Here is a 23,747-nt window from a genome sequence, read left to right as displayed (position 1 = left end):
AACTAATCCCAATTGATAAGGAATGGTGTTGCGGCTGAGATGCTTCGACAAGCTCAGCATGACGTGCCTTTGGCAGTGTCTACCCTAAATTGACCCATTCATACGCCGCGTCGCGCCGCAGCCACGTTAGCTGGCGCTTGGCGTAGTGGCGGGTGTTGCGCTGGAGCAGGCGCAAGGCCTCGTTCCAGTCGTATTCGCCGTCGAGGTAGCCGAAAATCTCCTGGTAGCCCACGGTTTGCAGGGCGTGGTGGTGGCGATAGGGGAGGACGGATTTTACCTCTTCGAGCAGGCCGGCGGCCAGCATGTGCTCCACGCGCAGGTTGATGCGCTGGTACAACTCTTCGCGCTCGCGGGTGAGGGCCACTTTCACGTTGCGAAACAGCGGGTTTTCGGGCGGTGGCCCGGCGGTGTGGAAGCTCGAAAACGGGCGGCTCGTGGCGCGGGTAATTTCCAGGGCCCGCACCACGCGCTGCGGGTTTTGCTGGTCGATGCGGGCGTGCGCCACCGGGTCGGTTTCGGCCAGCTCGGCTACCAGGTGGGGCAGGCCGTGGGCCGCCAGCTCGGTGTGGAGCTGGGCACGTACTTCGGGCGGCACGCTGGGCAATTCATCCAACCCATCGGTTACGGCCTGCACGTAGAGGCCGGAGCCACCGGTGAGGATGACCAGCGGGTACTGGGCAAACAACTCCGCGAGCAGGGCCTGGCAGTCGGTAGCGAAGCGCCCGGCGCTGTAGTCCTCGCTGATGCTGTGGCTGTCGATGAAATGGTGCGGGACGCCTTGCATTTCGGCAGGAGTGGGCTTGGCCGTACCAATGCTCAGCTCCCGAAAGAACTGGCGGGAATCGGCCGACACGATTTCGGTGCCGAACTGCTGGGCCAGCTGCACGCATAGCGCCGTTTTGCCCACGGCCGTGGGCCCGGCAATGGTGAGCAGCACCGGGCGCGGGTCGGCAGCCGTGGGAGTCAGCTGAGCAAGAATAGATGAGGGCAGTAAGGACACAGCAGGAGTGGGGCAGAAGAACAAAATTAAGCGCTCAGGCACAAGTGCCCGCCGCTAATCAACCGGTCATGCTGAGCGGAGCCGAAGCATCTCTACTGCGAACCTGTTTAAAGTCGCTGGCGCGCGTCTGCGACGCGTGCTGACTGCTTTCGAGCCTCCGGCTCGGGCGCTGAATACGTTCGGGGCGGAATGGCTAACCCGAGCCAACGGCTCAGACCCAGTCGGCACGCGTCGCAGACGCGCGCCAGCGACTTCCTAAATAGGTTCTGCGTAAGTAAATGGATTACTATTGCATGCGAGATGCTTCGGCTGCGCTCAGCATGACCGGTGTATATCTTTGATAAAGAATGTGATAATGGGTAGAATAGGTTGAGTTTTCTACTTCAAGCTCAGTATTCGAAACTCGACCCGGCGGTTGAGACGGCGGGTCACTTCCTGCTCGTTGCTGGCAACGGGCTCGGCACCGCCCAGCCCCAGGCTGGTGATGCGGGAGGCCGATACGCCGTGGTCGGCAAGGTAGGCGCGCACGGCCGCTGCGCGCTGCTGGCTGAGCACTACGTTTTTTTCGGGCGGGCCCACGTTGTCGGTGTGGCCGCGCAGCTCGATGGTGAGGCTGGGGTTGTCAATAAGTAATTCGACCAGCTTGGTGAGGGCGGGGTAGGAGGAAGGCAACAGCACAGCCCGGCTTTGCTCAAACTGCACGTTGGCCAGCTGTTGGGTAGTGCCTACTGCCAGGGGCCGCAGCAGCACATCGCGCACTAGCGGGCCGGCGTTGGCCTTCCAGGTGCTGTCGGTGGGGAAATAGCCCGGCATTTGGGCGTGGTACTGGTAGGTGCGGCCCGGCGTGGTGACGTAGGAAAACGAGGCGGGCCCAGTGAGCAGCAAGGCCGTGGATACGGTGGCCTGGTCGAGCCGGAGCTGCGCTTCGGGCAGGGGGCGGCCGGTGCTGGCGTCCAGCACGCGGCCCTGCCAGGCGGCCGTGGGCGGCGGCGGCGGAGCCTGCACCGGAGCGGGGTGGTAGCCCACCCGAAACAGGTTACAGCCCGCCAAATCGGTGTAGGTGCCGCTGCGTACGCGGGTGGCCCGGTGCCGGGCCAGGTCGACTTCGTAGAGCGCATGAGGGCCCGCCAGATACAACCGGCGGCGGCCGGCTTCGTCGTTTTGCAGCAGCAGGTCGCTGTAGCCGCCTTTGGTGGGCAGGCCGGTGAGTTGCATGCGTTCGGACCAGGGCTTCAGGTTTTTCAGGTTCACCTTCAGGAGCGAGCCATCGGTGCTGTACACCATGTACATGGTGTTGGCATCGTCGAGGCAAAAGTTGCCGTGGGTGCCGGCCCCCGGGAAGCCAATGATGGGAAAAAACGGTGCCTGGCGCATGGGGTCGGTTTTCCAGACTACGGTCACGGTGCCATCGTAGGGGCTCACTTTCACCAGCTGGTTGGCATCGGAAGTGAGGAAAAACAGGTCCCCGTTTTCGTCAGTAGCCGCCGAAATCCAGACGATGTCGGGGCCTTGGGCGGGCAGCTGCCAGGTAGTGTAGCGGCCCTGGCGCGTGGCGGGGTCGTAGCGGTACACCAGCTCGGGGGCGTTGGTGGGCGCTTTGGTCACGGAGTACAGGCAGTTGTCGAAGCCTTTGGCCAGGGCATAAGACTGAAAAGGCAGCACCCGGGCGTGTACCACCGGCCGAGCCGTGGCATCGGTAACGGAAAACTCGTGTATCGTGCGGCAATCGTCTTCCCACTGGCCGTCGTGCTGGCGCAAGGCCGCGATGCCGTACATTTTGTTGTCGCACCGCTGGTCGGCGTAGCGGCGGCTTACAAATGGGGTGGTCGAGAACGTAAATGACTCCACCAGTTGCTGGCCTTCGGCGAGGTAGCGGCCATCCTGGCTGGTTTCGGCGCGGTATTCTACCCGAAATTCGTAGCCGCCGCGCCACACCTGGCGGCCCGTTACGTGCAGGCGCCGGGGTGGGGCGCCCGGCGCCGATACCAGAAAAATGTAGTCGTAGCGCAGCTCGTCGTAGCTGCCCAGGTCGCGCTGCTCGAAGCCCAGCACCTGGGCCTGGGGCAAGCGGCGCAGCCGTTGCAGCACCGAATCGGGCTTGGTGGTAAGCTTTTGGTCTCTCTGGGCATCGGGCAGCGGCAGCACCGTGACGGCTACCTGTGCGGCACTTGCCGAACCACCGGGCGCGAAAATCACATTCGCAGCACTTCCCTGCTGGCGGGCTTGCCAAGCGCTGGGGTACGTAAGCTGGTAGCGGGCCAGGGCATCGGTGTACACGGCCGGCACTCCACCCGATTGCGCAAGCAATGCCACCGGGCTCAGCAGCAGCAAGGCCAGCGTCAGAAAAACATTCATAAGCCGCAATGGCAGGGCAAGGGAAGCACGCAAGGAAACACAAAGAACTGCGCTAGGGGTTTGGCAGCAAGGGAGGCCAGGCCAGTTGGCCCGATGCCACACCGCGAATTGCAGTTCAAGGGGAAGCAATTACGACGAAATAATGCCACAAACGATTTTTCCAACGAAAAATGCGTGCTGTCGAGGCGGATTTTCACAGGTTAGGCAAAGTGGCTTGATTATTCTTCGAACCAAAGCCTGTCGCAAAGCCGCTAAGCCAAGGGAATCAGCCCTTGATAAAGCGCCAGCAGCACCCGTTCCTCGTGCTGCCAGCTGAGCTGGGGAGCGGCGCGGCGGCAGTTTTCAGCCAGATGCTGGTAGCGGGCGGGCTCGTCGCGCAGCAGGCGGTTGAGGGCAGCGGCCAGGGTGGCCGGCTCGATGTTAGCCACCAGTTCGGCCACGTCAAACTGCTCGTTGAGGGCGCGGTATTCGGGAAAGTCGATGAGGACCTGCGGGATGCCGGCGTGCACGTAGTCGAAGAATTTATTGGCCAGCGAGTAGTAGTAGCTCAGGCCTATATTTTCCAGCAGCATGATGCCCACAGCGGCGTGGCGGGTGACTTCGCGCAGCGCCTCGGGCAGCACAAACCCGCGAAACTCGACCTGACCCGTTGCCAGCAAGCCCAGCCGGTCGGCTTGGGCGCGCAGGGCCGCCGAGAGGTCACCTTCGCCGCAAATGACCAGCCGGCCCGCTACCTGAGGCATGGCTTCGAGCAGGTTTTCCAGGCCGCGGCCCACGTTCAGGGCCCCTTGGTAGAGAGTGTAGCCGCTGGCCGGGGCGGCGGTGGCGGGCAGCAAGTCGGCCGGGCGCAGGCGGCTCACGTTGCGCACCACCGCAAAAGGGCGGCCGTAGCGCTGCGCAAATACTTCCGCCAGCGCGGGTCCCACGGTGTACGCTAGCCGGGCGCGCGGCACCACAAAACCCTCTACCCAGCGCCACACCCGCTGCACCGCCGGCCGGGCCACCACCTCGGGCACTTCCGTGAACAGCTCGTGCGCGTCGTACACAAACGGCTGGCCGCCCAGCCGGGCCCGCAGCCACACCGGCAGGGCGGTGTCGAGGTCGCAGGCGCACCAGGCTGCCGCTTTCTGGCCGAGTAGATAGAAGAACAGCCGCAGGTTATATTCCAGGTAAAACAGCTTGCCTTTTTGAAACCAGCCGCGTAGGCGGTGCTGTTGGTAGGGCTGGGCAGTGAGCGGCGGCGAGGCCGGCCGTTGCCAGCCCACCAGCTGCACCCGGTAGCCCGCAGCGGCCAGGCTGCCGCAAATGCGCTGCATCCGCTGGTCGAAACACAGGTCGGTGGTGACGGTGAAAAGCAGCAGCGGGGCGGAGGCAGGCGGCAAGGGACGGAAGCAGCGGCGCCAAGCCGGCCCGCATAATTATATTTTGGCCAAATTTACGCCGCCGCCGGCCCGCAAGGTGGCTATATTAGCAGGAAAATCACCCGAATAGTACGCATTCGTTTATGGCTTCATTTCCGGCAGCACCTTCCACACGTCCAGTGGCACCGCCAGTGGCGGCTCTGCTTGACCAATTGGGCCAGGTGTATATGTTGCTCGACGTGCAAGGCACCATTCTCGACGTCAACGAAACCTTCCTGGCTTTCACGGGCTATTCGCGCAAGCAGGTGGTGGGCCAGCGCAGCTACGAGCTGCTGACGCCGCCCGGCGAGCGCGCGGCGCGCAAAAAAGACTTTCTCGACCACATCGCCCACGAAACGCTGGAGCCCACTGCCGAGCGCACCATCATCACGCAGGGTGGCTACCCGCGCCAGCTCACCTGGCACTCGGGCTTCACCCGCGACGTGGCCGGCACCGTGACGGGGGCCTGGGCCAGCGGCCAAACGCCCGACGACCGCCGCCTGCCCGCGCCCGCCCTCACCGGCGATAGCAACCACCTGCAGGATTTTCTCGACAACGCCCAGGACTTGGTGCAGCACCTGAGCGCCGACAACGGCTTCCTGTTTGTGAACAAGGCCTGGAAGGAAAAGCTGGGCTATACCGATGCCGAGCTGGCCACCCGCACCCTGGCCGATGTGGTGCACCCCTACTACAAGGCCAAGCTGCTCTACCAGCTCCGCAACCTCTACGACGGCGAGCCCGTGAACAAGGTCGAAACCGTGTTTCTGACCAGCGTGGGCAAGCCCGTGCACCTCATCGGGAGCATGAGCGTGGTGCGCGAGGAAGGCCAGCCGGTGAGCAGCCGCGCCATTCTGCACGACATTACGGACCGCATCAAGGCCGAGCGCCTGCAGAAAGTTTACTATAGCATTGCCAACCTGGCCATCTCGGCTAAGGACTTGCCCAGCCTCTACGGCGCCATTCACCGCGAACTGAGCAAGATTATTGAAACCAGCAACCTGTTCATTGCCCTCTGCGACGACGCCCGCACGCAGCTGCAGTTTGTGTACCACGTCGACCAGCACCCGCAGACGCGGCCCCACGGTGCCCGGCCGTTTTCGGCGGGCGTGTCGGAGTACATCATTGCCGGCGGGCAGCCCCGCTACCTCACCCACACCGATTTTCAGCAGCTGGTGCGCAGCGGCAGCATCACCGTGTACGGGCAGGTGCCGGAGGTGATGCTGGCCTCGCCGCTCAGCATCGGCGACCGCATTATCGGCGTGCTGGCCGTGCAGGACTACAACCGCGCCGACGCCTACACGCCCGGCGACCTCGACGTGCTGCACTTCATCTCGAACCAGGTGGCCTTGGCCATCGAGCGCAAGCGCAACGAAGAGCAGATTGGCAAGCAGACGGCCCGCCTGAACGCCATCTTCGAGAGTGGCTCGCACGTGATGTGGACCGTGGACACCCGCGCCCACCTCATGAACTTCAACCGCAACTACGCGGCCCTGTTTCTGCGGCGCAACGGCACCTACCCCATGCGCGGCCTCAACCTGTGGGAAGCCGACCTGGCCCACATGCCCGAGCCCGAGCGCAACGTGTTTGTGGAGCACTACGAAGCCGCCGCCAAGGGCCAGGCCCAGCGCTTTGAAATGCGGCTGCGCGACGCGCGGGGCTACGATGTGTGGACCGACATCTACCTGAACCCGATTTACCTCGGCGACGGCTCGTTTGAGGAAATTTCGGCCATTGCCCACGACATCACCGAGCAGAAGCGCGCCCAGCTGGCCCTGGAGGCGCAGGAAGAGAAATTCCGCTCCATCTTCGAGTCGTTCCAGGATATCTATTACCGCACCAACCAGGACGGGCTGCTCGTCATCGTGAGCCCCTCGGTGCGGGAGGTGCTGGGCTACGAGCCCGAAGAGGTAATTGGGCAGCCCGTCGTGAATTATTACGTCGATTCCGACGACCGGCCGCGGGCCAGCACCGAAATCCAGCGCAACGGCGGCCTGCGCAACTTCGAAACCCAGATGTGGCACAAGGACGGCTACCCCGTGAGTGTGCTGGTAAATGCCCGGGTGGTGAAGGACGGCGACGGCGGCGTGGAAGGCATTGCCCGCGACGTGACCGAAATCCGCCAGATGCAGGACGACCTGCGCAAGGCCAAGGACGAAGCCGAAGCCGCCCTGGAAGCCAAAACCCAGTTCCTGGCCAACATGAGCCACGAGCTGCGCACGCCCATGAACGGCATCATCGGCATGATTGACCTGCTCGACCAGACGGTGGAAACCGACGAGCAGCTCGACTACGTGGACACGCTGCGCAAGAGCTCCGACGCCCTGCTCACCATCCTGAACGACATTCTGGATTTGTCGAAAATCCAGGCCGGCAAGCTCCAGATTCACGAAACCCCCATCGAGCTGCAAGCCGTGATGGAGCGCATCCGGGCCCTGTTCATCTACCGGGCCGAGCAGAAGAGCATCCGCTTCACCTACCACATCACGGCGCACACGCCGCGCTACGTGGTGACGGACGAGGTGCGTCTCCTGCAAATCCTGTCCAACCTGGTGGCCAACGCCATCAAGTTCACCAACGAAGGCACTGTAGCCATTGTGGTGAGCAGCGTGAGCACCGACGGCGAGCTGCACACCCTGCGCTTTGCCGTGCAGGACTCCGGCATCGGCATCTCGACGGATAACGCCAGCCTGCTCTTCACCAATTTTACCCAACTCGACACCACGCCCAGCAAGGCCTACGGCGGCACCGGTCTGGGCCTGAGCATCAGCCGGCAGCTGTCGGAGCTGCTAGGCGGCGAAATCGGGGTGCTCTCGGACGAGGGCGAGGGCTCGGTGTTCTGGTTCACCATCAGCGCCCGCGCGGCCCAGGCCGAGGACCTCGCCCCGGCCATCCCGGTGCGCAACGAGGCTGTGTTCCAGCCCTTCGAGGCGCCGCCCCGCGTGCTGCTCGTCGACGACAATACCATCAACCAGAAGGTGGGCCTGCGCCTGCTCACGCGCTTGGGCTGCACCGTGGACGTGGCCGGCGGCGGCCCCGAGGCCATCAAACTGGCCACAGCGCCCAATGCCTCTTACAACATCATTTTCATGGACATCCAGATGCCGGACATGGACGGGGTGGCCGCTACCGCCGAAATCCGCCGCCGACTGGGGCCCTACTGCCCGCCGGTAGTGGCCATGACGGCGTATTCCATGCAGGAAGATGCCGGCCGCTTCATGCGTCAGGGCCTGGACGACTACGTAGGCAAGCCCGTGAAAAGCCGCCACCTCTACGAGGTGCTGCACCGCTGGCTGCGCCCGCGCACCTCGCGCCCGGCCTTCGACAGCACCTTTGCGGAGGACGAGGACGATGTGCTGAAACCGGCCGCAACGGCCCCCGCGCCCGCGCCGCCCGCGGCCCTGCCCGTGCCCGATGCTTCTGTGGCCAACGAACCCAATCTCGACGAGGCCATTTTGCGCCAGCTCGTGGACCTGGGCGGGCCCGAATTCACTTCCGACCTGTACCAAGAATTTGAGCAGGAAGCCGGAGACTTGTTGCGCGATGCCGCCCCGCTGGCGGCCGAAGGGGCTTTTCGCGAGTTGCTGCCCATGCTGCACCAGCTCAAAGGCACGGCCGCGACGCTGGGCGGTGTGGTGCTGGCTGCCCAGGCGCGCCACCTCGAACGCCAGTTCAAAGAAGGACGAATGGAAGAAGGTGCGGCGGGTTTTCAACTTTTAGAACATTACTTTGCACAGTTCGTGGCCGAATACCCCGGTGCTGTTGAACGAGCTACCAATGCCCCGGCCCTCTAACCCAGGGCCGTCCATCCTATCCGTCTACCCGATGAACCCAACCCAAACCCCCCCGCCAATGTCCGCCGATTCCCAGTCGAAAACCATTCTGATTGCCGAAGACAGCTCGGTAATTCTCAACCTCACCCGCAAAATTCTGGAGCTGCAGAAATATAAAATTGTCCTGGCCAAGAATGGCGGCGAGGTGCTGAAGCAATTGGAAAGCAACCCCATTGACTGCGTGCTGATGGACATCAACATTCCGGTGAAGGACGGCATGCAGTGCACCCGCGAAATCCGGGCCCACGCCGACCCCAAAATCAACAAGCTCCCCATCATTGCCATTACCGGCAACGCCAATAACTATTCGATGGACCAGTTCCGCGAAGCCGGCGTGACCGACTACCTGCCCAAGCCCCTCGATTTCGACGCCTTGGTGCGCGTGGTGAAACAGTATGTTGGCTAGAAAAAATGAGGAATGAAGAATGAGGAATGAAGAATTGCCCACGCGGCTTCTAATTCTTCATTCCTCATTCTTCATTCTTCATTAAAAAATGGTTGTAACGTTCTTAGGTACCGGCACTTCCTCCGGGGTGCCCATGATTGGCTGCACCTGCGAGGTGTGCCGCTCGCTCGACCACCGCGACAAACGGCTGCGCGTGTCGGTGCACGTGGTGGTGGACGGCCGCAGCCTGGTGATTGATTCCGGCCCCGATTTCCGCCAGCAGATGCTGCGCGCCGGTATTGTGCAGCTCGATGCGCTGCTTTTCACCCACGAGCACAAGGACCACACCGCCGGGCTGGACGACATTCGGGCGTTCAACTTCCGGCAGCAGGCCGACATGCCGGTGTTTGCCGAGCCGCGCGTGTTGCAGCAGTTGCAGCACGAGTTTGCCTACATCTTCGCCGAGCACAAGTACCCCGGCGTGCCCCGCGTGCGCCTGCACCCCATTGAGCGCGACGATGAGCCGTTCGACGTGCTGGGTGTGCCCGTGCTGCCGCTCCGGGCCCTGCACCACCGGCTGCCGGTGCTGGGCTTTCGCCTCGGTGGCTTCTGCTACCTCACCGATGCCAACCACCTCGGTCCCGAAACCCGCGCCCAGCTCCGCGACGCTGACGTAATAGTGCTCAACGCCCTGCGCCGCGAGGAACATATCTCGCACTTCACGCTGGCTCAGGCCGTGGAGGTGCTGGAAGAGGCGGCGCCCAAGCGGGCCTACCTCACGCACATCAGCCACCAGCTGGGCCGCCACCACGACGTGGAGGCGGAACTGCCATCCTGGATTCGCCTAGCGTATGACGGGTTGAAGGTGGAAGTGTAGCGTATATGGCATAAAGCTGTTTAGGAAGTCGGCTCTGCCCGGTCCGACGCCCTAGGCGTCCGACCGGTTGTTGTTCGACGGTCGTTTGGGAATTGTTCTGGCGACGACCAATTCTGCGTTAAACATGATTTGTCCTTTTTCGACCGGTAGTCGGTAAGTCTAGGCCCTATCTGATGGAGCTTTTGCTGCTCAAGCCGCTCAAAAGCTTTTAAGGTTACTGGGCTTTAACATCCATGCACACCAACTATTACTTCCTGCGCCAGCTAGCTCCCGCGCTCAACGAGCAGCTGCGGGGCTACCGCGTGGCCGTGTGCTTCACGCAGGAAAAGGACGAGCTGGTCATCGGCCTCACCAATGGCACGAAAGAGTTTTGGCTAAAGGCGCAGTTGGGGGCCACTTTCCCCGCGCTGGCCCTGCCCGAGACATTCCAACGCGCCCGCGCCAATTCAGTTGACCTTTTTCCTGACCTGCTGGGCCAGCAAGTTGAAAGCATAGTCGCTTGGCCGCAGGACCGGGTGCTGCAGGTGAACTTTCACAGCGGGGCCCGGCTGGTGTTCAAGCTCTACGGCCCGCGCCCGAACGCCATCTTCCGCCGCGCGCCCGATGCACCCGCGCAGCTTTTCCAGCAAAAGCTGCTAGCCGATGCCGACCTGCGCCCCCAGTCAGCGCCGTCCGCACAGCCGGCACCAGCCGCCTTAGAAGCAGAAAGTAAGCCGCCAGAATCTGCAGAATCCGTCAAATCCGTTAAATCTGCGGTCCCGCCGCCACTCGCCGACCTGCCGTTGCGCTACCTGCGCGCTCACGGCTACGACACTGCCCAGTCCGAAAGCAAAACCCGGCAGGTAAACCAGGTGCTGGCGCAGCTGGAAAAGCCGGCGCACTACTACATCATCCAGCTCGATGGCCGCACCCGCCTGAGCCTGCTGCCCCTTGGCGACATCCTGGAAACCTTCCCCGGCGATGCCCCCATTGCGGCCCTGCGTCGCTTCGTGCCCATGGCCCTGGGGCGCCGTGCGCTGGAAATGGAAACCAAGCAGCTGCGCCAGTTGTTGGAGCGCCGCGCCGACGAAGCCAGTACTGCTGCCGCCCATGCCCGGCAACGCCTCCACGCCCTGGCCCACGAAGCTGGTTACCGCCACACCGCCGACCTCATCATGGCGCACCTGCACGAGATTCCGGCCGGGGCCACGGAGATAGAAGTGCTTGACTTTTACACCAATCAGCCCAAGCTCATCAAGCTGAAGCGCACCGAAAAGCCGCAGCTCACCGCCGAAAACCTCTACCGCAAAGGCAAAAATCAACAGATTGAAGAACGGCAGCTCTCCGAGCGCATCGCCCGCCGCGAAGCCGAAGCCCTGACAGCCCTGGAGCGCTTGGAAGAGCTGGACACCCTACCGGCGCTGGCCGAGCTGCGCAGCCTGCGCACCTGGCGCAAGCAGCACGACCTCGACCCCGTGGCCACAGCCGCTAAAGCCGCCACGGAGCTGCCGTTCAAGGTGTTTGAAGACCGGGGCTTCACCATTTTGGTGGGCCGCAATGCTGCCAATAATGACCTGCTCACCCAGAAATATGCTCACAAAGATGACCTGTGGCTACACGCCAAGGACGTGACGGGCTCGCACGTTGTGATTCGCCAGCGGGCGGGGCAGCCCGTGCCCGAGCCCGTGATAGAGCACGCTGCGCAGCTGGCCGGTTGGTATTCGCGCCGGCAGCACGACACGCTGTGCCCCGTGACGGTGACGCCCAAAAAATACGTGCGCAAACCCAAAGGCGCCCTGCCCGGCCAGGTAGTAGTTGAGCGCGAACGGGTGGTGCTGGTGCAGCCCGGCAACCCGTTCGAGCGAGAGTAAGGGCGGGGCAAGTGCTGTGCCGTTTCGCGCAGAAAAGCCAGGTCATGCAGAGCGTAGCGAAGCATCTCGCGTGCCACCACTAATCAATACCATTGAATTACTAGCACAAGCGAGATGCTTCGCTACGCTCTGCATGACCGGACTTCTGTACTTTCTGTCTTGTCCAAGTAAGGAACGAAAAAGCCCGCTGTAATTGCTTACAGCGGGCTTTTTCGTTTGCGTGCGCGCGGGGAGATTCGAACTCCCACACCCGAAGGCACCACCCCCTCAAGATGGCGTGTCTACCAGTTTCACCACGTGCGCAAAAGGCAACCAAACCGGGCAATTCGGCCGAGGCCGGCGTCGCTGAGGCGGCGAAGCGGGTGCAAAGATAGCCGGTGAATTTGGGCTATACAACCCTGGCGCCTGCTTTTTCACCAAGACTCCATCATTCAATCATTTACCTTGCCTTTCCGTAAAGCACGAACGAACCATTCGGTCACTTTTACCTACTATTTGCCATGAATTCACCCGAAAATTCTGTCCCTGGCTCCTTCTTTGGCCGCATGGCAGAGAAAATTACCAAGTTCTCAGGCTCTACGATGGCTTTTGTGCTTGCCGCGGGAATAGTGCTGGTATGGGGCATTACGGGGCCATTGTTTCACTACTCCGAAACCTGGCAACTGGTCATCAACACGGGCACTACCATCATCACCTTTTTGATGGTTTTTCTTATTCAGCGGGCTCAGAACAAGGACTCACTGGTGCTTCACCTCAAGCTAAACGAGCTGATTGCTGCTACGCGAGGCGCCAGCAACCGCCTCATCAATGCCCAGGATTTTTCGGAAGAAGAAATCAGGACCTTGCACGACTTCTATTGCGCGCTGGCCGAAATGGCTAAACAGGATAACGACTTGGGCAAGACGCATTCGGTAGAGGAAGCCGAGGACAACCACAACGAAAAGCTGGCCGCCCACTCGGAATAGGTGAGGTGTGAAATGGCGAGGTGGTGAGTTTGCTGTTCGGGTTGCGCATTTGGCGCAGTCTAAACAACGAACTCACCACCTCACCATTTCGCACCTCACCGCCTTACTTAGCCTGGATGAGGGGCGAGTCGACAACGTGCTCTGACACAAACCACACCTGCATTTCGTTGGTGCGGATGAGCTGGCTTACGATGAGGTCGTTGGTGCCGTCGTCGCCGTTTTCATCGGCTTTGTCGGCGTAGTCGTGGCAGTTTTTCAGCAGGCGCTGGTGGCCATCGAGCAGGCGCGAAACCTGTACGGGCGCTTCTTCGCGGTCGCGCGGCACGCGGGGAATGCTGCTGAGCTCGGCTACGTCGTGGGCCATGGCTACGGCCACGCCGCCCAGAATCTGAATGCGCTCGGCAATGGCATCCACCAAGGTCGACTGCTCTTCGTAGTGCTTGTCGTAGAGCAGATGCAGCTGGTAGAACGTGGGGCCCACCACTTGCCAATGGTGTTTCTTGTACATGTCGCGCAGCGTAATGGTGTCGGCCAGGAGCTGGTTGAGGCCGTCTACGCTTTGCTGGCGGGTTTTTTCGTCCAGCCCAATGGGCAGGCGCTGGCTCACGGTGCCGTAGCGCTGGGTAGGGGCGGGCGCGTGGTTTTGCTGGTTGAGCACGGGCTGGATATCGACGGCGGCGTTGGTACCGGCGCCCTTCCCGGTGTTGGCGCTAGCGGTGCTTTTGCCGTTGCTGCGGGCTGCTGCTTTGGGGGCGGCGGCAGGTTTTTTGGTGGCCGCAGCTTTGGGAGCAGCGGCTTTGGCGGATGATGCCATAAGGGAGAAATACTTGAAGTGAAGAAAAAAACCGAAGTCGTCCGGCGACGAAAAATCTAAATCTGCGTACGTAAAGCACTTCGCTGAGTTAAGCCCAACACCGTAAAAAACCGTCCATGACCGAGCCCACTACCACCACTGAGCTGCCGCGCGACCTCCACCCCGAGCACCACCTCAGCAGCTCCGCCATGTTGCAGGATGTCGTCATTGGCCTTTCCGATGGCCTCACCGTGCCGTTTGCGTTGGCGGCCGGGCTGAGCGGGGCGGTGTCGTCGTCGGGCCTGGTTATCACGGCCGGGCTGGCCGAAATAGTGGCGGGCAGCATTGCCATGGGCTTGGGCGGCTACTTGGCCGGGCGCACCGAAGTGGAGCACTACCAGTCGGAGCAGGCCCGCGAACGCCGCGAGGTGCGCGAGGTGCCCGAAGTAGAGCGCGCCGAAGTTGATGAGCTGCTGGCCGATATGGGGCTTTCGGCCGACACGCGCCGCCAAGCCGTGGCCGAGCTCACCGCCGACCCGGAGCAGTGGGTGAAATTCATGATGAAATATGAGTTGGGCCTGGAAGAGCCCGACCCCAAACAGGCTCCTAAAAGTGCCTTCACCATCAGCGCGGCGTATGCGGTGGGCGGACTGATTCCGCTCAGCGCCTATTTCCTTACCGATACGCCGGCCCAGGGGCTGGCGTGGTCGGCCGCCATTACCTTGGTTTGCCTGTTGGTGTTCGGCTACTTCAAAAGCCGCCTGACGGGCCAGCCGCCCGTAGCCGGCGCGCTGAAAATGGCCGTGGTAGGGGCCCTGGCTGCGGCCGCCGCCTTTGGCATTGCGCGGCTGGTAGGCGGCGCCTAAAGCTCGGCCAAACCCTCACTGGATAAGTATTCTCACCTGCACCCATGAAGACATTAGAGTTGCCCAAAACCCCCGCTGTAGAAGTCGAAGACAAGTCCTTCCGGCTGGCCGATGTAGACCCCGATGCCACGGAGCCGATGAGCCACAAATACGACAGCAAGGACAAGGCCCAGCCGCGCCTGGAGGCTCTCCGTAAGCGCCTATGCCAGTTGCAGGAGCTACTCTATGCCGAGCACAAGCGCAGCCTACTGCTCGTTTTTCAGGCCATGGACACGGGCGGCAAGGACGGCGCCATCGAGAACCTGCTCACGGGGGTAAACCCGGCCGGTGTGCAGGTTTCCACCTTCAAAGCGCCCTCGCTGGAGGAGCTAAACCATGACTTTCTCTGGCGCATTCACGCCCAGACGCCCAAAAAAGGCCACATCGGCGTGTTCAACCGCTCGCACTACGAAGATGTGCTCATAACCCGCGTGCACGGCCTTGTGAGCAAGGACGTGTGCAAGGAGCGCTACGAACACATCAATAACTTCGAGGCGCTGCTAACCAGCAGCGGCACCTGCATCCTGAAGTTTTTTCTGCACATCTCGAAGGAAGAACAGGCCGAGCGCCTGCAAGCCCGCCTCGACGACCCCGCCAAAACCTGGAAGTTTGACCCCAACGACCTGAAGGAGCGCGCCTACTGGGACGACTACCAGGCCGCCTACGAAGACGCCGTACGACACTGCTCACGGTCCGATGCGCCGTGGTTTGTGGTGCCCGCCAACCACAAATGGGCCCGCGATTTGGCCATTACCGAAATTGTGGTGGCCGTGCTCGAAGCCATGAACCCGCAGCCACCCAAGCCGGATTTCGACGTGAAAGCGCAAGTGATTGGGTAGCTGTTGTAAAGCTGTGAATTAACAGCTATGGTGTTAATGAATACTAGTATTTGCTTTGTCAATAGTTGATTTAATCCACAGGTAATCAGGAAGGAATTTCAATTTTTCCACTAATTGATTTGGTATTCCACTCATGCCTATTAGTGCACCTGAAATCTGCCCTGCAATAGAGGCATTTGTGTCAGTGTCACCGTGAGTATCAATAATCGACCGGAGCAATTTTGTCAATCCTAACTCAAGAATTTTTGTTGCGGAGAAAATGGCGAATGGAACCGAGTTAACTACATACCCATTGTTCCCGAGCTTAGCTATGTCTGAAATAGTTGTGTTTTTAGGGTAGTTATTTATTTCAATCATTCTGTCTTTCACATTCGTGTCAGGGAGTTCTGGAATAATGAGGTCGAGGAGGTTAGTCCTTCCGTCCCAATCACGATTTATAATTGCTTTTATTGATAAATAAACTGCTAGCGCCCCTACATAAGCATCATCATTTCTGTGCGTGATTCTGCAAGCATCTAGGATGTTTTCTCTTGTTGTGCCAGAATAAAAGGCAAATGGTGCTATTCGCATTGCCGCGCCGTTTCCTGCTGCGTATGCTCCTTGGCGCCCTGCTAGTGTCCAATGGATTCCTGCCTTAAGGTCCAAAATCGCTTTTAAAGTACTGGTGCCAATACCAGTTATCTTTTTTTGCTTATAATACTCTAGAAACTTTTTGGCCAGTATTTCTGGATTAAAATCAGCTTCTGTTAATGCTTCGCACGTTGCTAAAGTTAATTGAGTATCATCAGTTATGAACCAAGTTGCAGGCGTTAATACTTTGCCTCCTAAATAATACGTTTTAGTGTCATTAACTACAACTTGATTTTCGACACTGCTTCCCCATGCGTCACCAATTGCTCCTCCAAGTATACAGGCTTCAAATGTGTCGTTTATCATAGCGAAAAATTCTACTCGACACTAACCTGATATCTGGATTTTCATCGACCAAGTAACAATTCATTTGTGAGTGTTGTAGCAGACAAGCATTCCACTGTAGCAGCTTGTCTAATCCTGCCGAAACTACGCCAATACGGCGCTGGTTTCCTCCTCCTTCCGCTCGCCAATCTGCTGGCGCCACATGGCGTAGTAGAGGCCTTTTTGGGTTAGCAATTCCTCGTGGCGGCCTTGTTCGGCAATGTGGCCGCGCTCGAGCACAAAAATGCGGTCGGCGTGCAGAATCGTACTCAGGCGGTGGGCAATGAGAATGGTCATGTGCTGGCGCGAACCGGACAGCTCCCGTACCGTCTTGCCGATTTCTTCCTCCGTCAGCGAATCCAGGGCCGAAGTGGCTTCGTCGAACACCATGAGGGTGGGCTTGCGGAGCAGGGCGCGGGCAATGCTGAGGCGCTGCTTTTCACCGCCCGACACCTTCACGCCGCCCTCGCCAATCACCGTATCGAGGCCCAGCGGCGCGCGGGCCAGCAGGGTGTCGGCTGCCGCTTGGCGCAGGGCGGTGAGGCATTCCTCATCGGTGGCCTGGGGCGCTACGAAGCGCAGGTTCTCGCGAATGGTGCCGGCAAATAGCTGGGTGTCCTGCGTCACAAAGCCAATTTGCTCGCGCAATTCGTCGAGGTCGATTTCGGAGCCGGGAATGCCGTTGTAGAGAATTTGGCCGGAGAGGGGAGGGTAGAGGCCCACCAGCAGCTTCACCAGCGTGGTTTTGCCCGAGCCGGAAGGGCCGACGAAGGCAATGGTCTGGCCCAGCTGGGTGGTGAAGGAAATATTGGTCAGGGCCTGGTTGTTGGCCGTGAGGTGCTTGAAGCTGACGTGGTCGAAGGCCAGGTTGTCGATGTGTGCGACAGACTTGGGGTGGGCCGGCTTCACGTCCTTGGGCGTGTCGAGGATGGTCTGGAAGTTGCCCAGCGAAATCTCGGTTTCGCGGTAGATACCGATAATGGCGCCCAGCTCCTGCAAGGGCCCGAAGATGGAAAACGAGTAGATGAAGAACGAGAAAAACTCGCCCAGGCTGATGTGGTTCTGCACCCGCAGGTAGAGCAGGAGTAGGATGATGGTGTTGCGCAACAGGTTCACGAAGGTGCCCTGCACGAAGCTCAGCGAGCGCAGGTAGCGCACCTTGCGCAGCTCCAGCTTCAGGATTTTGCCGGTAATGCCGTTCAGGCGCTCGGTTTCCTGCTGGGCCAGGCCCAGGCTTTTGATGAGCTCAATGTTGCGCAGGCTTTCGGTGGTAGAGCCGGCCAGGGCCGTGGTTTCGGCCACAATGGTCTTCTGAATGACCTTGATGCGCTTGCTTAGGGCAAAGCTCAGGATGCCCAGCAGCGGAATGGTGAGGAAATAGCCCACCGCAATGGGCCAGTACACCGTAATGGCGTACCACATCACGAAAATAATGCCCACCAACGCTGTAAACAGCACATTGACGAAGGCCTGAATCAGCTTCTCTACGTCGATGCGCACCTTCTGGAGCTTGCCCAGCGTCTCGCCCGAGCGCTGGTCCTCAAACACCTGGTAAGGCAGCTCCAGCGAGTGGCGCAGGCCGTCGGAATACATTTTGGCGCCTAGCCGCTGGGTGATGACGTTGACGTAATAATCCTGAAAGTTTTTGGCGATGCGCGACACCATGGCCACGCCCAGCATCATGCCGATGTAGGGGATGGCCTCCCGGAAAAACGGCCCGAACGGCACCAGCCGCAGCCCCAGCACAGTGCTGTTGCGGGGCACAAAATGGTCAACCAGCCGACGGAACAGGTAGGGGTCGAGCAGCGAGAATATCTGGTTGACGGCAGCCAGCACCAGGGCCAGCACCAGCAGCGGCCAGTAGTTGCGCAGGTAGCTGTAGAGAATTTTCATAAAAAAGCAGTGGAAAGTCGGTGGCACCCACCGAATGTGAAGCTAACCCAATCGGCCGGCAATGGTTCGGCTTGGCCACGAAGAGCATCAGAAAAACCAGCCACTCCGTTACGCAATTACGGTGATTGGCTAAAAGAACAGAGCCGCCAGCAAGCGCACCAAGGCCAGCTATTTCATGGCTGCAGTCCGGGCCAGCCCGGAGAAAGAAATACCGGCGGCCCCGGATTGTGCTGCCCGCCAAGCGGAGCCTTATTTGCGCCGGCAACCCAGCCGCTTCTCCCACAGAGCAGCGGGGCCGCCATTGGCGCCGGTCTTCGTGGTGGAGAACCGGCCCCCGTGGCAGCTGGCCTCCGTTGGCTTCTCAACCAAGCCAACGGGGGCCGGCGTAGCCAGCAGGCCCTGTGGGGTTTGGCTGGCCCGCTGTTGTTTATGCTCTGTTGCTCATTGTGCAGCAAGCCCGAGCCAACTGCTTGACCGGGCTTGTGTTGGGATGAATGTTTTGGCTACCGGATAGCGGTTGCCGCCCTTGCTGGCTATGCCGCCCTTGCGGCCGGCCTCGGCGTGCTGCTCACGCAAGCCCCCTTCCTGCTGGCACGAGTGCGCGCAGGCCAACAGGCGCAGGGCCAGCGGAGCAACAAAATAGGATTGTGGAAAGTAAAAATTACGTATTTCCTCCCTGCAGAACCCGTACTTATTCGCTAGCTTCAGCATATAGAAAAAGCTAAATTTGTGGAGGCAGGTAAAAAGGCTCTCCCCCGCTTGTTCTGCCACTAACGCAAGCTGTTGCTCCCGTGCCCCTCGCAGCTCCTCTCTAAATTCCCACGCCTTTCTTTCCAACCATGACTACGGTTTACCACGAATTATTGCCCGAAAGCTACCTGCTGATTTTAGCTCCCAGCCCCAGCAATGCGCCAGAAGCCGCCCTGGCGCACTCGCTGCATTGCGCCAAGCGCAGCGGCAAACCCGCGGTATGGGTCGATTGCAGCCTGCTAAACTCACTATCGGAGGAGGCCGCCGGACTGTTGTGGGCCTCCCACCACGAGCTACAGCAAAAGCACGCCCAACTGGTGCTGGTGCACGTGCCCGACTGCGTGAAGCGGGAACTGCTGGCCCACGAACTCGGGCCCGCGCCAGTGATGGTGCCCTCCCTGCTCGATGCCGCCCGACAAGCCGGATGGCGCGGTGCCACAACCTGAAGCAGCTTTCTGCTGCAAACAGCCGTTGCCGCGCATCACGATTACCCCCCTGCACCTGCCTTTTCCCACCTTTATCTGCATTGCCCAATGACTACTTTATCGTTCGTGCCGATACCCGAAAACCTCACGGCCAATCAGCGCGCCCACTGGATGCGGCGCCAGCAAACGGCCCGGAACACGCTCGCCATTCAGGCCCAGGCCGGCAACGCCGCTAATGCGGAAACCACGGCCTGTTTCCAGCGCTACGTGCGGGGCGAAGCCAGCCTGTCGCACGCCATGGACGAAGCCCGGCGGCAAACCGCGCAGGAGCACAACAGTTTCCGGCGCTTGTTCCAGCGGCGGGCATCGGCCGCCGGAACAAGCGCCGATGCGTTAGGCTAACCGCAAACGCCCCTTCGCAAGCCCGGAAAGAGTAGGAACCGTTGGGCTTCGGCGTGCCCGCCTGGGCGCTCACGCAATGCGTGCCCGGCAACTGCCGGGGTTGGGTATGCTCAGGAAGGGCTCTCGAATTATCAGCTGACGGGCGAGGTTGACAGAGGCAGCGTAATAACAAATGCCGTAAAGGAATCCAGTTTTGTGTCAACATAGATATTCCCTTTGTGTATCCGAACAATATCCTGGCTGATAAATAAGCCCAAGCCGGTGCCCCTGGAGGTAGGTTTTGTGGTGAAGAACGGAGAGAAAAGCTGTTTTTTCTCAACCTCCGAAATTCCTTTCCCATTGTCCTGAATTCGTATCTCCATAAAATCGTCGGAAAAGGACGTTTCAACCGTCACCTTGGGCTTAAAGCTTGCGTCGGCCAAAGATTTTTCGTGCACCGAATACATGGCATTATTCAGCAGGCTGAAAAGTACCAAGCTCATTTCTGCAGGTAAAATGCTTACGGTTACGTCTTGGTGCTCGGTGCATTTGATTAGTTCCAGCGGAATGTAGCTATAGGTTTTGTCTATTTCGGTCTTATAGGAGATGAGCTGGTTCTCAAGAAAGGTATTTAGATTGGTGGCGATAAAAACGTCGGATTTAACTTGTAGAAGCTTATTCATGCTCCTTACTATCCGGGTCAGGCTGACGCCATGCTCTTTGATTTTTTCAGTATTGGTTTCAACCATGGCAAGCAGGGGCATCAGCTCTTCCTGAACGTATTCATCGGAGGCATATTTGTCAATCGCCAGCAGTTCTTTGCTTTCCCCCAGGAGCTCAATCGATATATTCGCGAAATTGCTAACGTAGTTTAGCGGATTAAGGAGCCGGTCAACCAAGCCTTTCGTCAGCTGGCCGATGGAAGCCAGCTTCTCCTGACGAATCAGCTGTTCCTGGGTTTCTTTCAAATCGAAAAGCGTTTTCTTCAGGCCTTCCAATAAGTCGTCCGATTTTTTCTTTTCGGTTATCAGTTCGCCGGTTCGGGCTTCTAATTCCTGGCGGGCCGTCGATAAATCATTGACCATCTTATTAAAGGCCACCCCAAGCTCGCCAATTTCATCGCGCGACCTGCTCAGCACGCGCTGGGTAAGGTCGCCGCGGCCCACGCGGGTAGCGGCATCCCGAAGCTGCAGCACGGGCACGGAAATATTCCGGGCCAGGCCAAAGCCAATGATTATCCCCACGCTAAATACCAGAAAGCTAAAGAAAAGGGAGGTGATGCGAATTTGTCGTTTGCTCTGGATAATCTCTCTAGTGGAGAAAGCAAGCATGATTTCGCCTTTCATGACCGGGGTGCTGAAGCTCGCTCGCTTCACAACGGTTGAATCGTCTGATTCAGCGTTGACATCTATCTTTCTTTGCTCAGGGTAGGTTTTAAAAACCGTTCGGTTTACGTGGTAACGGCTGCCGCTTTTATCCCGAACCGTGTCGGTCTGCAACAAGCTCACATACTTTAGCAATGGGTCTTTTTTAACAAAATCCATGGCGGTTTGAACGCCCTGGAAATTCTGTTCAGTCATCGCAATTTTTACCCCCAGCGCCACGGTGCTTGCCCGGTTCTGAACTTCCTTGTTGAAGTTGTTCAGAAGGTTCTGTGTCTGGATGGCGGGCAGATAAAATAGAACGAAGAAAGAGAATAACAGTACAATGCTTGTTACCGCCATCCATATTTTAGTCTTGACCGTTAAGCGTACGGGTATGGCATGCTGGGATAGTAATAACTTGTACAGCCTGATTAGCATGCGAGAGGATGGATTAGTGGTATACCTTAGGTAAAAGGTAGTTAGCAGTTATAGGAATTTCTTCCCGTCGATGACAATGGTTTTACTGTTGGCCGAAGGCTGATTGACTACCCCAATGGCCCCATTTGTCTGCGAAACAAACTCTTCCAGTTCGGCTTCGGAGTTGAAGAAGTTGGGCGCATCTGCTTTGCCCTGAAAAACCAGCGCAAGCCAGTATTTATTTAAATCATTTGCGCTCATGTTGTAAATCTTTTTGCTGGTATTTACCCCAATGGGCGTGTTGCTTTTGAGGAGGGCAATGGTCACTTTGCTGCCATCCGGCCAGCGCAATTTCTCCCCCCGCATCGTTGATTTCAGCTGGACCATCTTCATCTCAGAGGGCACACCTTTGCTGTTACCAATTACCACCAGGTTCATGTCTTGCGAACGTGCTGGCAAATAGCAGGCTATACTAATGGTGAAAACGAAGAAAATAAACCGACAAACCCAAGCCATACACGTGTTATTTTAAAAGCCTACTGCTACCTGAAAAATTATTTTATCTGCGACATCAGATTTTTGACTTTTTGAGCGCTGGTATTCAAGCTTAAACACCGCCAGGTAGTTCAATTCGTATCGTAGACCGCCCACGAATGACTGAATATTGTTATTTGCGAAATACACCTCGTTGTTACGGTAGCGGATGTCGTCAACCCGTACATACGGGATAAACTTGTCGGTAAGCCGCAGGCCGGCGTAAGCATAAGAGGCCACTGCGTTTTGCACCCCCAAACTGTCCGATTTATTGAAGGCCAGGCTGCTTTCCGCCAGCAATTCAAATCGTTTCGTAAAAACGGAATCGGTGTACGAAACCGAACCCGTTAGAATGTTCTGGTCTATCTTGTTGTGCGCCACTAGCGTGGTGCCGGTAGAGTGATTATGCACCACGCTTCCTTTGGAAATAACGTCGTGGTAGAGCGAAGCCCCAACGCGCAAGCCATCCTTGGGCTTTATGTGCATGGCAAGGGTGAGCGACTTAAACAGGTCATTATCACCGGTATCGCCTGACCCGAGTCCGTTGCCTACCATCACATCGTAGCCAAACCGGACCTGGCCGAGGTTCTGCCCCTGCAAGCTCATGCCCGTGGTATGAAGCGGAATAAAGCCCTGCGCAAAGAGCAGCGGCCGGTCAATGGTTGGAAAAAACACCCGGCCGTGGTGGTAGGTATCGTTCCAGTAATTGATGGGGGTGTGGTGCTTTCCGATTAATACGCTGTGGTTGCCCGCATAATTGTATTTCAAAATGATGCGCTCGATGCTGATATCAAAATCAGTAGAAGACTCCGGCGAATATTTAAAAACGGTTTCGCCCAGAAATGAGAGTCGCTCACTTATCTCGGAGGTGATAAACAAGTCTTGTTCGCCAAGACCAAAGTTTAGCTTGCCCTTTTGGTAATAAGAAGACACATCTACAAATCCTTTAATTTGCGTGCGCTGGGCTGCCGCATGCTGCATTGAGCACAGCAGCAAACCAGATAGTAGGAAAACAACTCGTGTGTATTTCGTATTTTTCATGCGTTGTTCCTCATTTGCTAGCTGCTATGGCGTGAGGGTTCAAAAAGCGAAGAAATAAATTTCCTTTTCTGGATTCCCAATCCAAGTGGTTGCGGACTGTTTAGGCTACTTCATTTATCCGCATGAAATAACGGCGGCTGTATAAGCAGTGGATGAAGTACGAATTAAATGGCAAGTCTATTCAGAGACTGCGATATTCCTATTTAAATACTAATTTCTGCCTTGTGAAAAAGTAGGTTTAATTTTTATAGGAACGCTCACAAATATACTTTATTTGTTCATACTTTGTGGGTGTAATTTGCCAATTGGCGTTGTGCTTGCCTAAATGCCGTGTCATGCCGCTACCTTGGCTGAGTGCAAGCGAAAGGGTAGCCGGAAAAAATGCGATTCACCTGAATTGGTTTGCAGCGGCAACTTATTGAGCCGTTGCCGTTGTGCAATGCACACGCCGGCTCGGCCGACGAACCCCGGAAACGGAGTGCCTTGTCCCTGGGCTTGATGTGATGCGCGAGCGTGGCTTTTCGTCTTCGGGCGTGGCCGGTGTGGCAGCGGAAGCGCAGCACGCGGCCTTCGTTTGCCTGCCACAGGTTGCCGAGCTGAACCAGGGCCGGCACGCCACCAGCAGACGTGGCAATGACGATGAGGTGCGAAGGAGCAGGCATTGGGAAGGGAAAGGAGCCGAAACGGGTTGCGCGAATTTACAGGGCGGGGTGAAGCGTCCGGGCCTTTTGCGGGTAATTTTGTTGACGACTGTCGCCCCTCGTTTTTGTGCCCCGCCGCGGGCACAAC

At 58.6% G+C, this 23,747-nt stretch carries 20 protein-coding genes and 1 tRNA gene; 9 read left to right on the top strand and 12 right to left on the bottom strand.

From position 1 onward, the window contains the following. Positions 1–79: 79 nt before the first annotated feature. The 3 genes from miaA to JKL48_RS07420 form a co-directional block, all read right to left on the bottom strand. A complete protein-coding gene (miaA, locus tag JKL48_RS07430; protein ID WP_317191904.1) occupies positions 80–1,000 on the bottom strand; it encodes a tRNA (adenosine(37)-N6)-dimethylallyltransferase MiaA in 921 nt (306 codons plus the stop codon). A 378-nt stretch (positions 1,001–1,378) separates the two neighbouring features. Continuing rightward, positions 1,379–3,355 (bottom strand): OmpA family protein, encoded by a 1,977-nt coding sequence (locus JKL48_RS07425; RefSeq protein ID WP_201980760.1) that lies wholly within the window; start codon positions 3,353–3,355, stop codon positions 1,379–1,381. A gap of 251 nt (positions 3,356–3,606) precedes the next feature. Then, positions 3,607–4,737, bottom strand: a complete 1,131-nt coding sequence (locus tag JKL48_RS07420) for a glycosyltransferase (protein ID WP_201980756.1) — start codon at positions 4,735–4,737, stop codon at positions 3,607–3,609. 122 nt (positions 4,738–4,859) lie between these two features. Between JKL48_RS07420 and JKL48_RS07415 the strand changes: the two genes are divergently transcribed. The 4 genes from JKL48_RS07415 (at position 4,860) to JKL48_RS07400 (ending at position 11,697) form a co-directional block, all read left to right on the top strand. Then, the gene (locus JKL48_RS07415) at positions 4,860–8,546 is read left to right on the top strand and encodes a PAS domain S-box protein (RefSeq protein WP_201980753.1); all 3,687 of its coding nucleotides are present in this window, start codon (positions 4,860–4,862) and stop codon (positions 8,544–8,546) included. A 58-nt stretch (positions 8,547–8,604) separates the two neighbouring features. After that, on the top strand, positions 8,605–8,991 hold the full coding sequence (locus JKL48_RS07410) for a response regulator (protein WP_201980750.1): 387 nt from the start codon (positions 8,605–8,607) through the stop codon (positions 8,989–8,991). 88 nt (positions 8,992–9,079) lie between these two features. After that, complete coding sequence (locus JKL48_RS07405; protein ID WP_201980748.1) at positions 9,080–9,847, top strand: MBL fold metallo-hydrolase; 768 nt, start codon at positions 9,080–9,082, stop codon at positions 9,845–9,847. 233 nt (positions 9,848–10,080) lie between these two features. Next, positions 10,081–11,697 (top strand): NFACT RNA binding domain-containing protein, encoded by a 1,617-nt coding sequence (locus JKL48_RS07400; protein ID WP_201980745.1) that lies wholly within the window; start codon positions 10,081–10,083, stop codon positions 11,695–11,697. Positions 11,698–11,918: 221 nt separating this feature from the next. On the opposite strand, the gene JKL48_RS07395 is transcribed toward JKL48_RS07400, so the two are convergent. Further along, positions 11,919–12,000: transfer RNA gene (locus JKL48_RS07395), tRNA-Leu, on the bottom strand. A 242-nt stretch (positions 12,001–12,242) separates the two neighbouring features. On the opposite strand from JKL48_RS07395, the gene JKL48_RS07390 reads away from it, so the two are divergent. Continuing rightward, positions 12,243–12,662, top strand: a complete 420-nt coding sequence (locus tag JKL48_RS07390; protein WP_317191903.1) for a low affinity iron permease family protein — start codon at positions 12,243–12,245, stop codon at positions 12,660–12,662. A gap of 103 nt (positions 12,663–12,765) precedes the next feature. Here JKL48_RS07390 and JKL48_RS07385 read toward each other — a convergent pair whose 3' ends face one another. Next, positions 12,766–13,476: a Dps family protein gene (locus JKL48_RS07385; protein WP_201980734.1), complete on the bottom strand. Its 711-nt coding sequence runs from the start codon at positions 13,474–13,476 to the stop codon at positions 12,766–12,768. 116 nt (positions 13,477–13,592) lie between these two features. Here JKL48_RS07385 and JKL48_RS07380 point away from each other — a divergent pair, with 116 nt between their 5' ends. After that, complete coding sequence (locus tag JKL48_RS07380) at positions 13,593–14,321, top strand: VIT1/CCC1 transporter family protein (protein WP_201980732.1); 729 nt, start codon at positions 13,593–13,595, stop codon at positions 14,319–14,321. A gap of 44 nt (positions 14,322–14,365) precedes the next feature. Next, positions 14,366–15,199, top strand: coding sequence for a polyphosphate kinase 2 family protein (locus JKL48_RS07375; protein ID WP_201980729.1), 834 nt, complete (start codon positions 14,366–14,368; stop codon positions 15,197–15,199). Between the two features lie 33 nt (positions 15,200–15,232). On the opposite strand, the gene JKL48_RS07370 is transcribed toward JKL48_RS07375, so the two are convergent. The 3 genes from JKL48_RS07370 to JKL48_RS07360 form a co-directional block, all read right to left on the bottom strand. Next, positions 15,233–16,135: an ADP-ribosylglycohydrolase family protein gene (locus JKL48_RS07370; protein WP_201980726.1), complete on the bottom strand. Its 903-nt coding sequence runs from the start codon at positions 16,133–16,135 to the stop codon at positions 15,233–15,235. A 123-nt stretch (positions 16,136–16,258) separates the two neighbouring features. Next, entirely contained in the window at positions 16,259–18,046 is a 1,788-nt protein-coding gene (locus JKL48_RS07365; protein WP_201980724.1) for an ABC transporter ATP-binding protein, read from the bottom strand. A 441-nt stretch (positions 18,047–18,487) separates the two neighbouring features. Further along, positions 18,488–18,883: a hypothetical protein gene (locus tag JKL48_RS07360; RefSeq protein WP_201980720.1), complete on the bottom strand. Its 396-nt coding sequence runs from the start codon at positions 18,881–18,883 to the stop codon at positions 18,488–18,490. Positions 18,884–18,885: 2 nt separating this feature from the next. On the opposite strand from JKL48_RS07360, the gene JKL48_RS07355 reads away from it, so the two are divergent. Together JKL48_RS07355 and JKL48_RS07350 are read left to right on the top strand one after the other, a co-directional pair. Next, on the top strand, positions 18,886–19,242 hold the full coding sequence (locus JKL48_RS07355; protein ID WP_201980717.1) for an STAS domain-containing protein: 357 nt from the start codon (positions 18,886–18,888) through the stop codon (positions 19,240–19,242). Positions 19,243–19,329: 87 nt separating this feature from the next. Beyond that, the gene (locus JKL48_RS07350) at positions 19,330–19,623 is read left to right on the top strand and encodes a hypothetical protein (RefSeq protein ID WP_201980713.1); all 294 of its coding nucleotides are present in this window, start codon (positions 19,330–19,332) and stop codon (positions 19,621–19,623) included. A gap of 131 nt (positions 19,624–19,754) precedes the next feature. On the opposite strand, the gene JKL48_RS07345 is transcribed toward JKL48_RS07350, so the two are convergent. The 4 genes from JKL48_RS07345 to JKL48_RS07330 form a co-directional block, all read right to left on the bottom strand. Then, positions 19,755–21,404, bottom strand: a complete 1,650-nt coding sequence (locus tag JKL48_RS07345) for a sensor histidine kinase (RefSeq protein ID WP_201980710.1) — start codon at positions 21,402–21,404, stop codon at positions 19,755–19,757. 48 nt (positions 21,405–21,452) lie between these two features. Then, a complete protein-coding gene (locus tag JKL48_RS07340) occupies positions 21,453–21,821 on the bottom strand; it encodes a hypothetical protein (RefSeq protein ID WP_201980707.1) in 369 nt (122 codons plus the stop codon). Positions 21,822–21,911: 90 nt separating this feature from the next. Next, on the bottom strand, positions 21,912–22,958 hold the full coding sequence (locus JKL48_RS07335; protein ID WP_201980699.1) for a hypothetical protein: 1,047 nt from the start codon (positions 22,956–22,958) through the stop codon (positions 21,912–21,914). Between the two features lie 341 nt (positions 22,959–23,299). After that, positions 23,300–23,620, bottom strand: coding sequence for a hypothetical protein (locus JKL48_RS07330; protein ID WP_201980698.1), 321 nt, complete (start codon positions 23,618–23,620; stop codon positions 23,300–23,302). Positions 23,621–23,747: the final 127 nt, after the last annotated feature.

The sequence above is a fragment of the Hymenobacter rubidus genome (assembly GCF_016734815.1).
Taxonomy (GTDB): domain Bacteria; phylum Bacteroidota; class Bacteroidia; order Cytophagales; family Hymenobacteraceae; genus Hymenobacter; species Hymenobacter rubidus.
The sequence above is the reverse complement of the archived record's forward strand: the minus strand, read 5'-3'. Positions and strand labels throughout refer to the sequence as shown.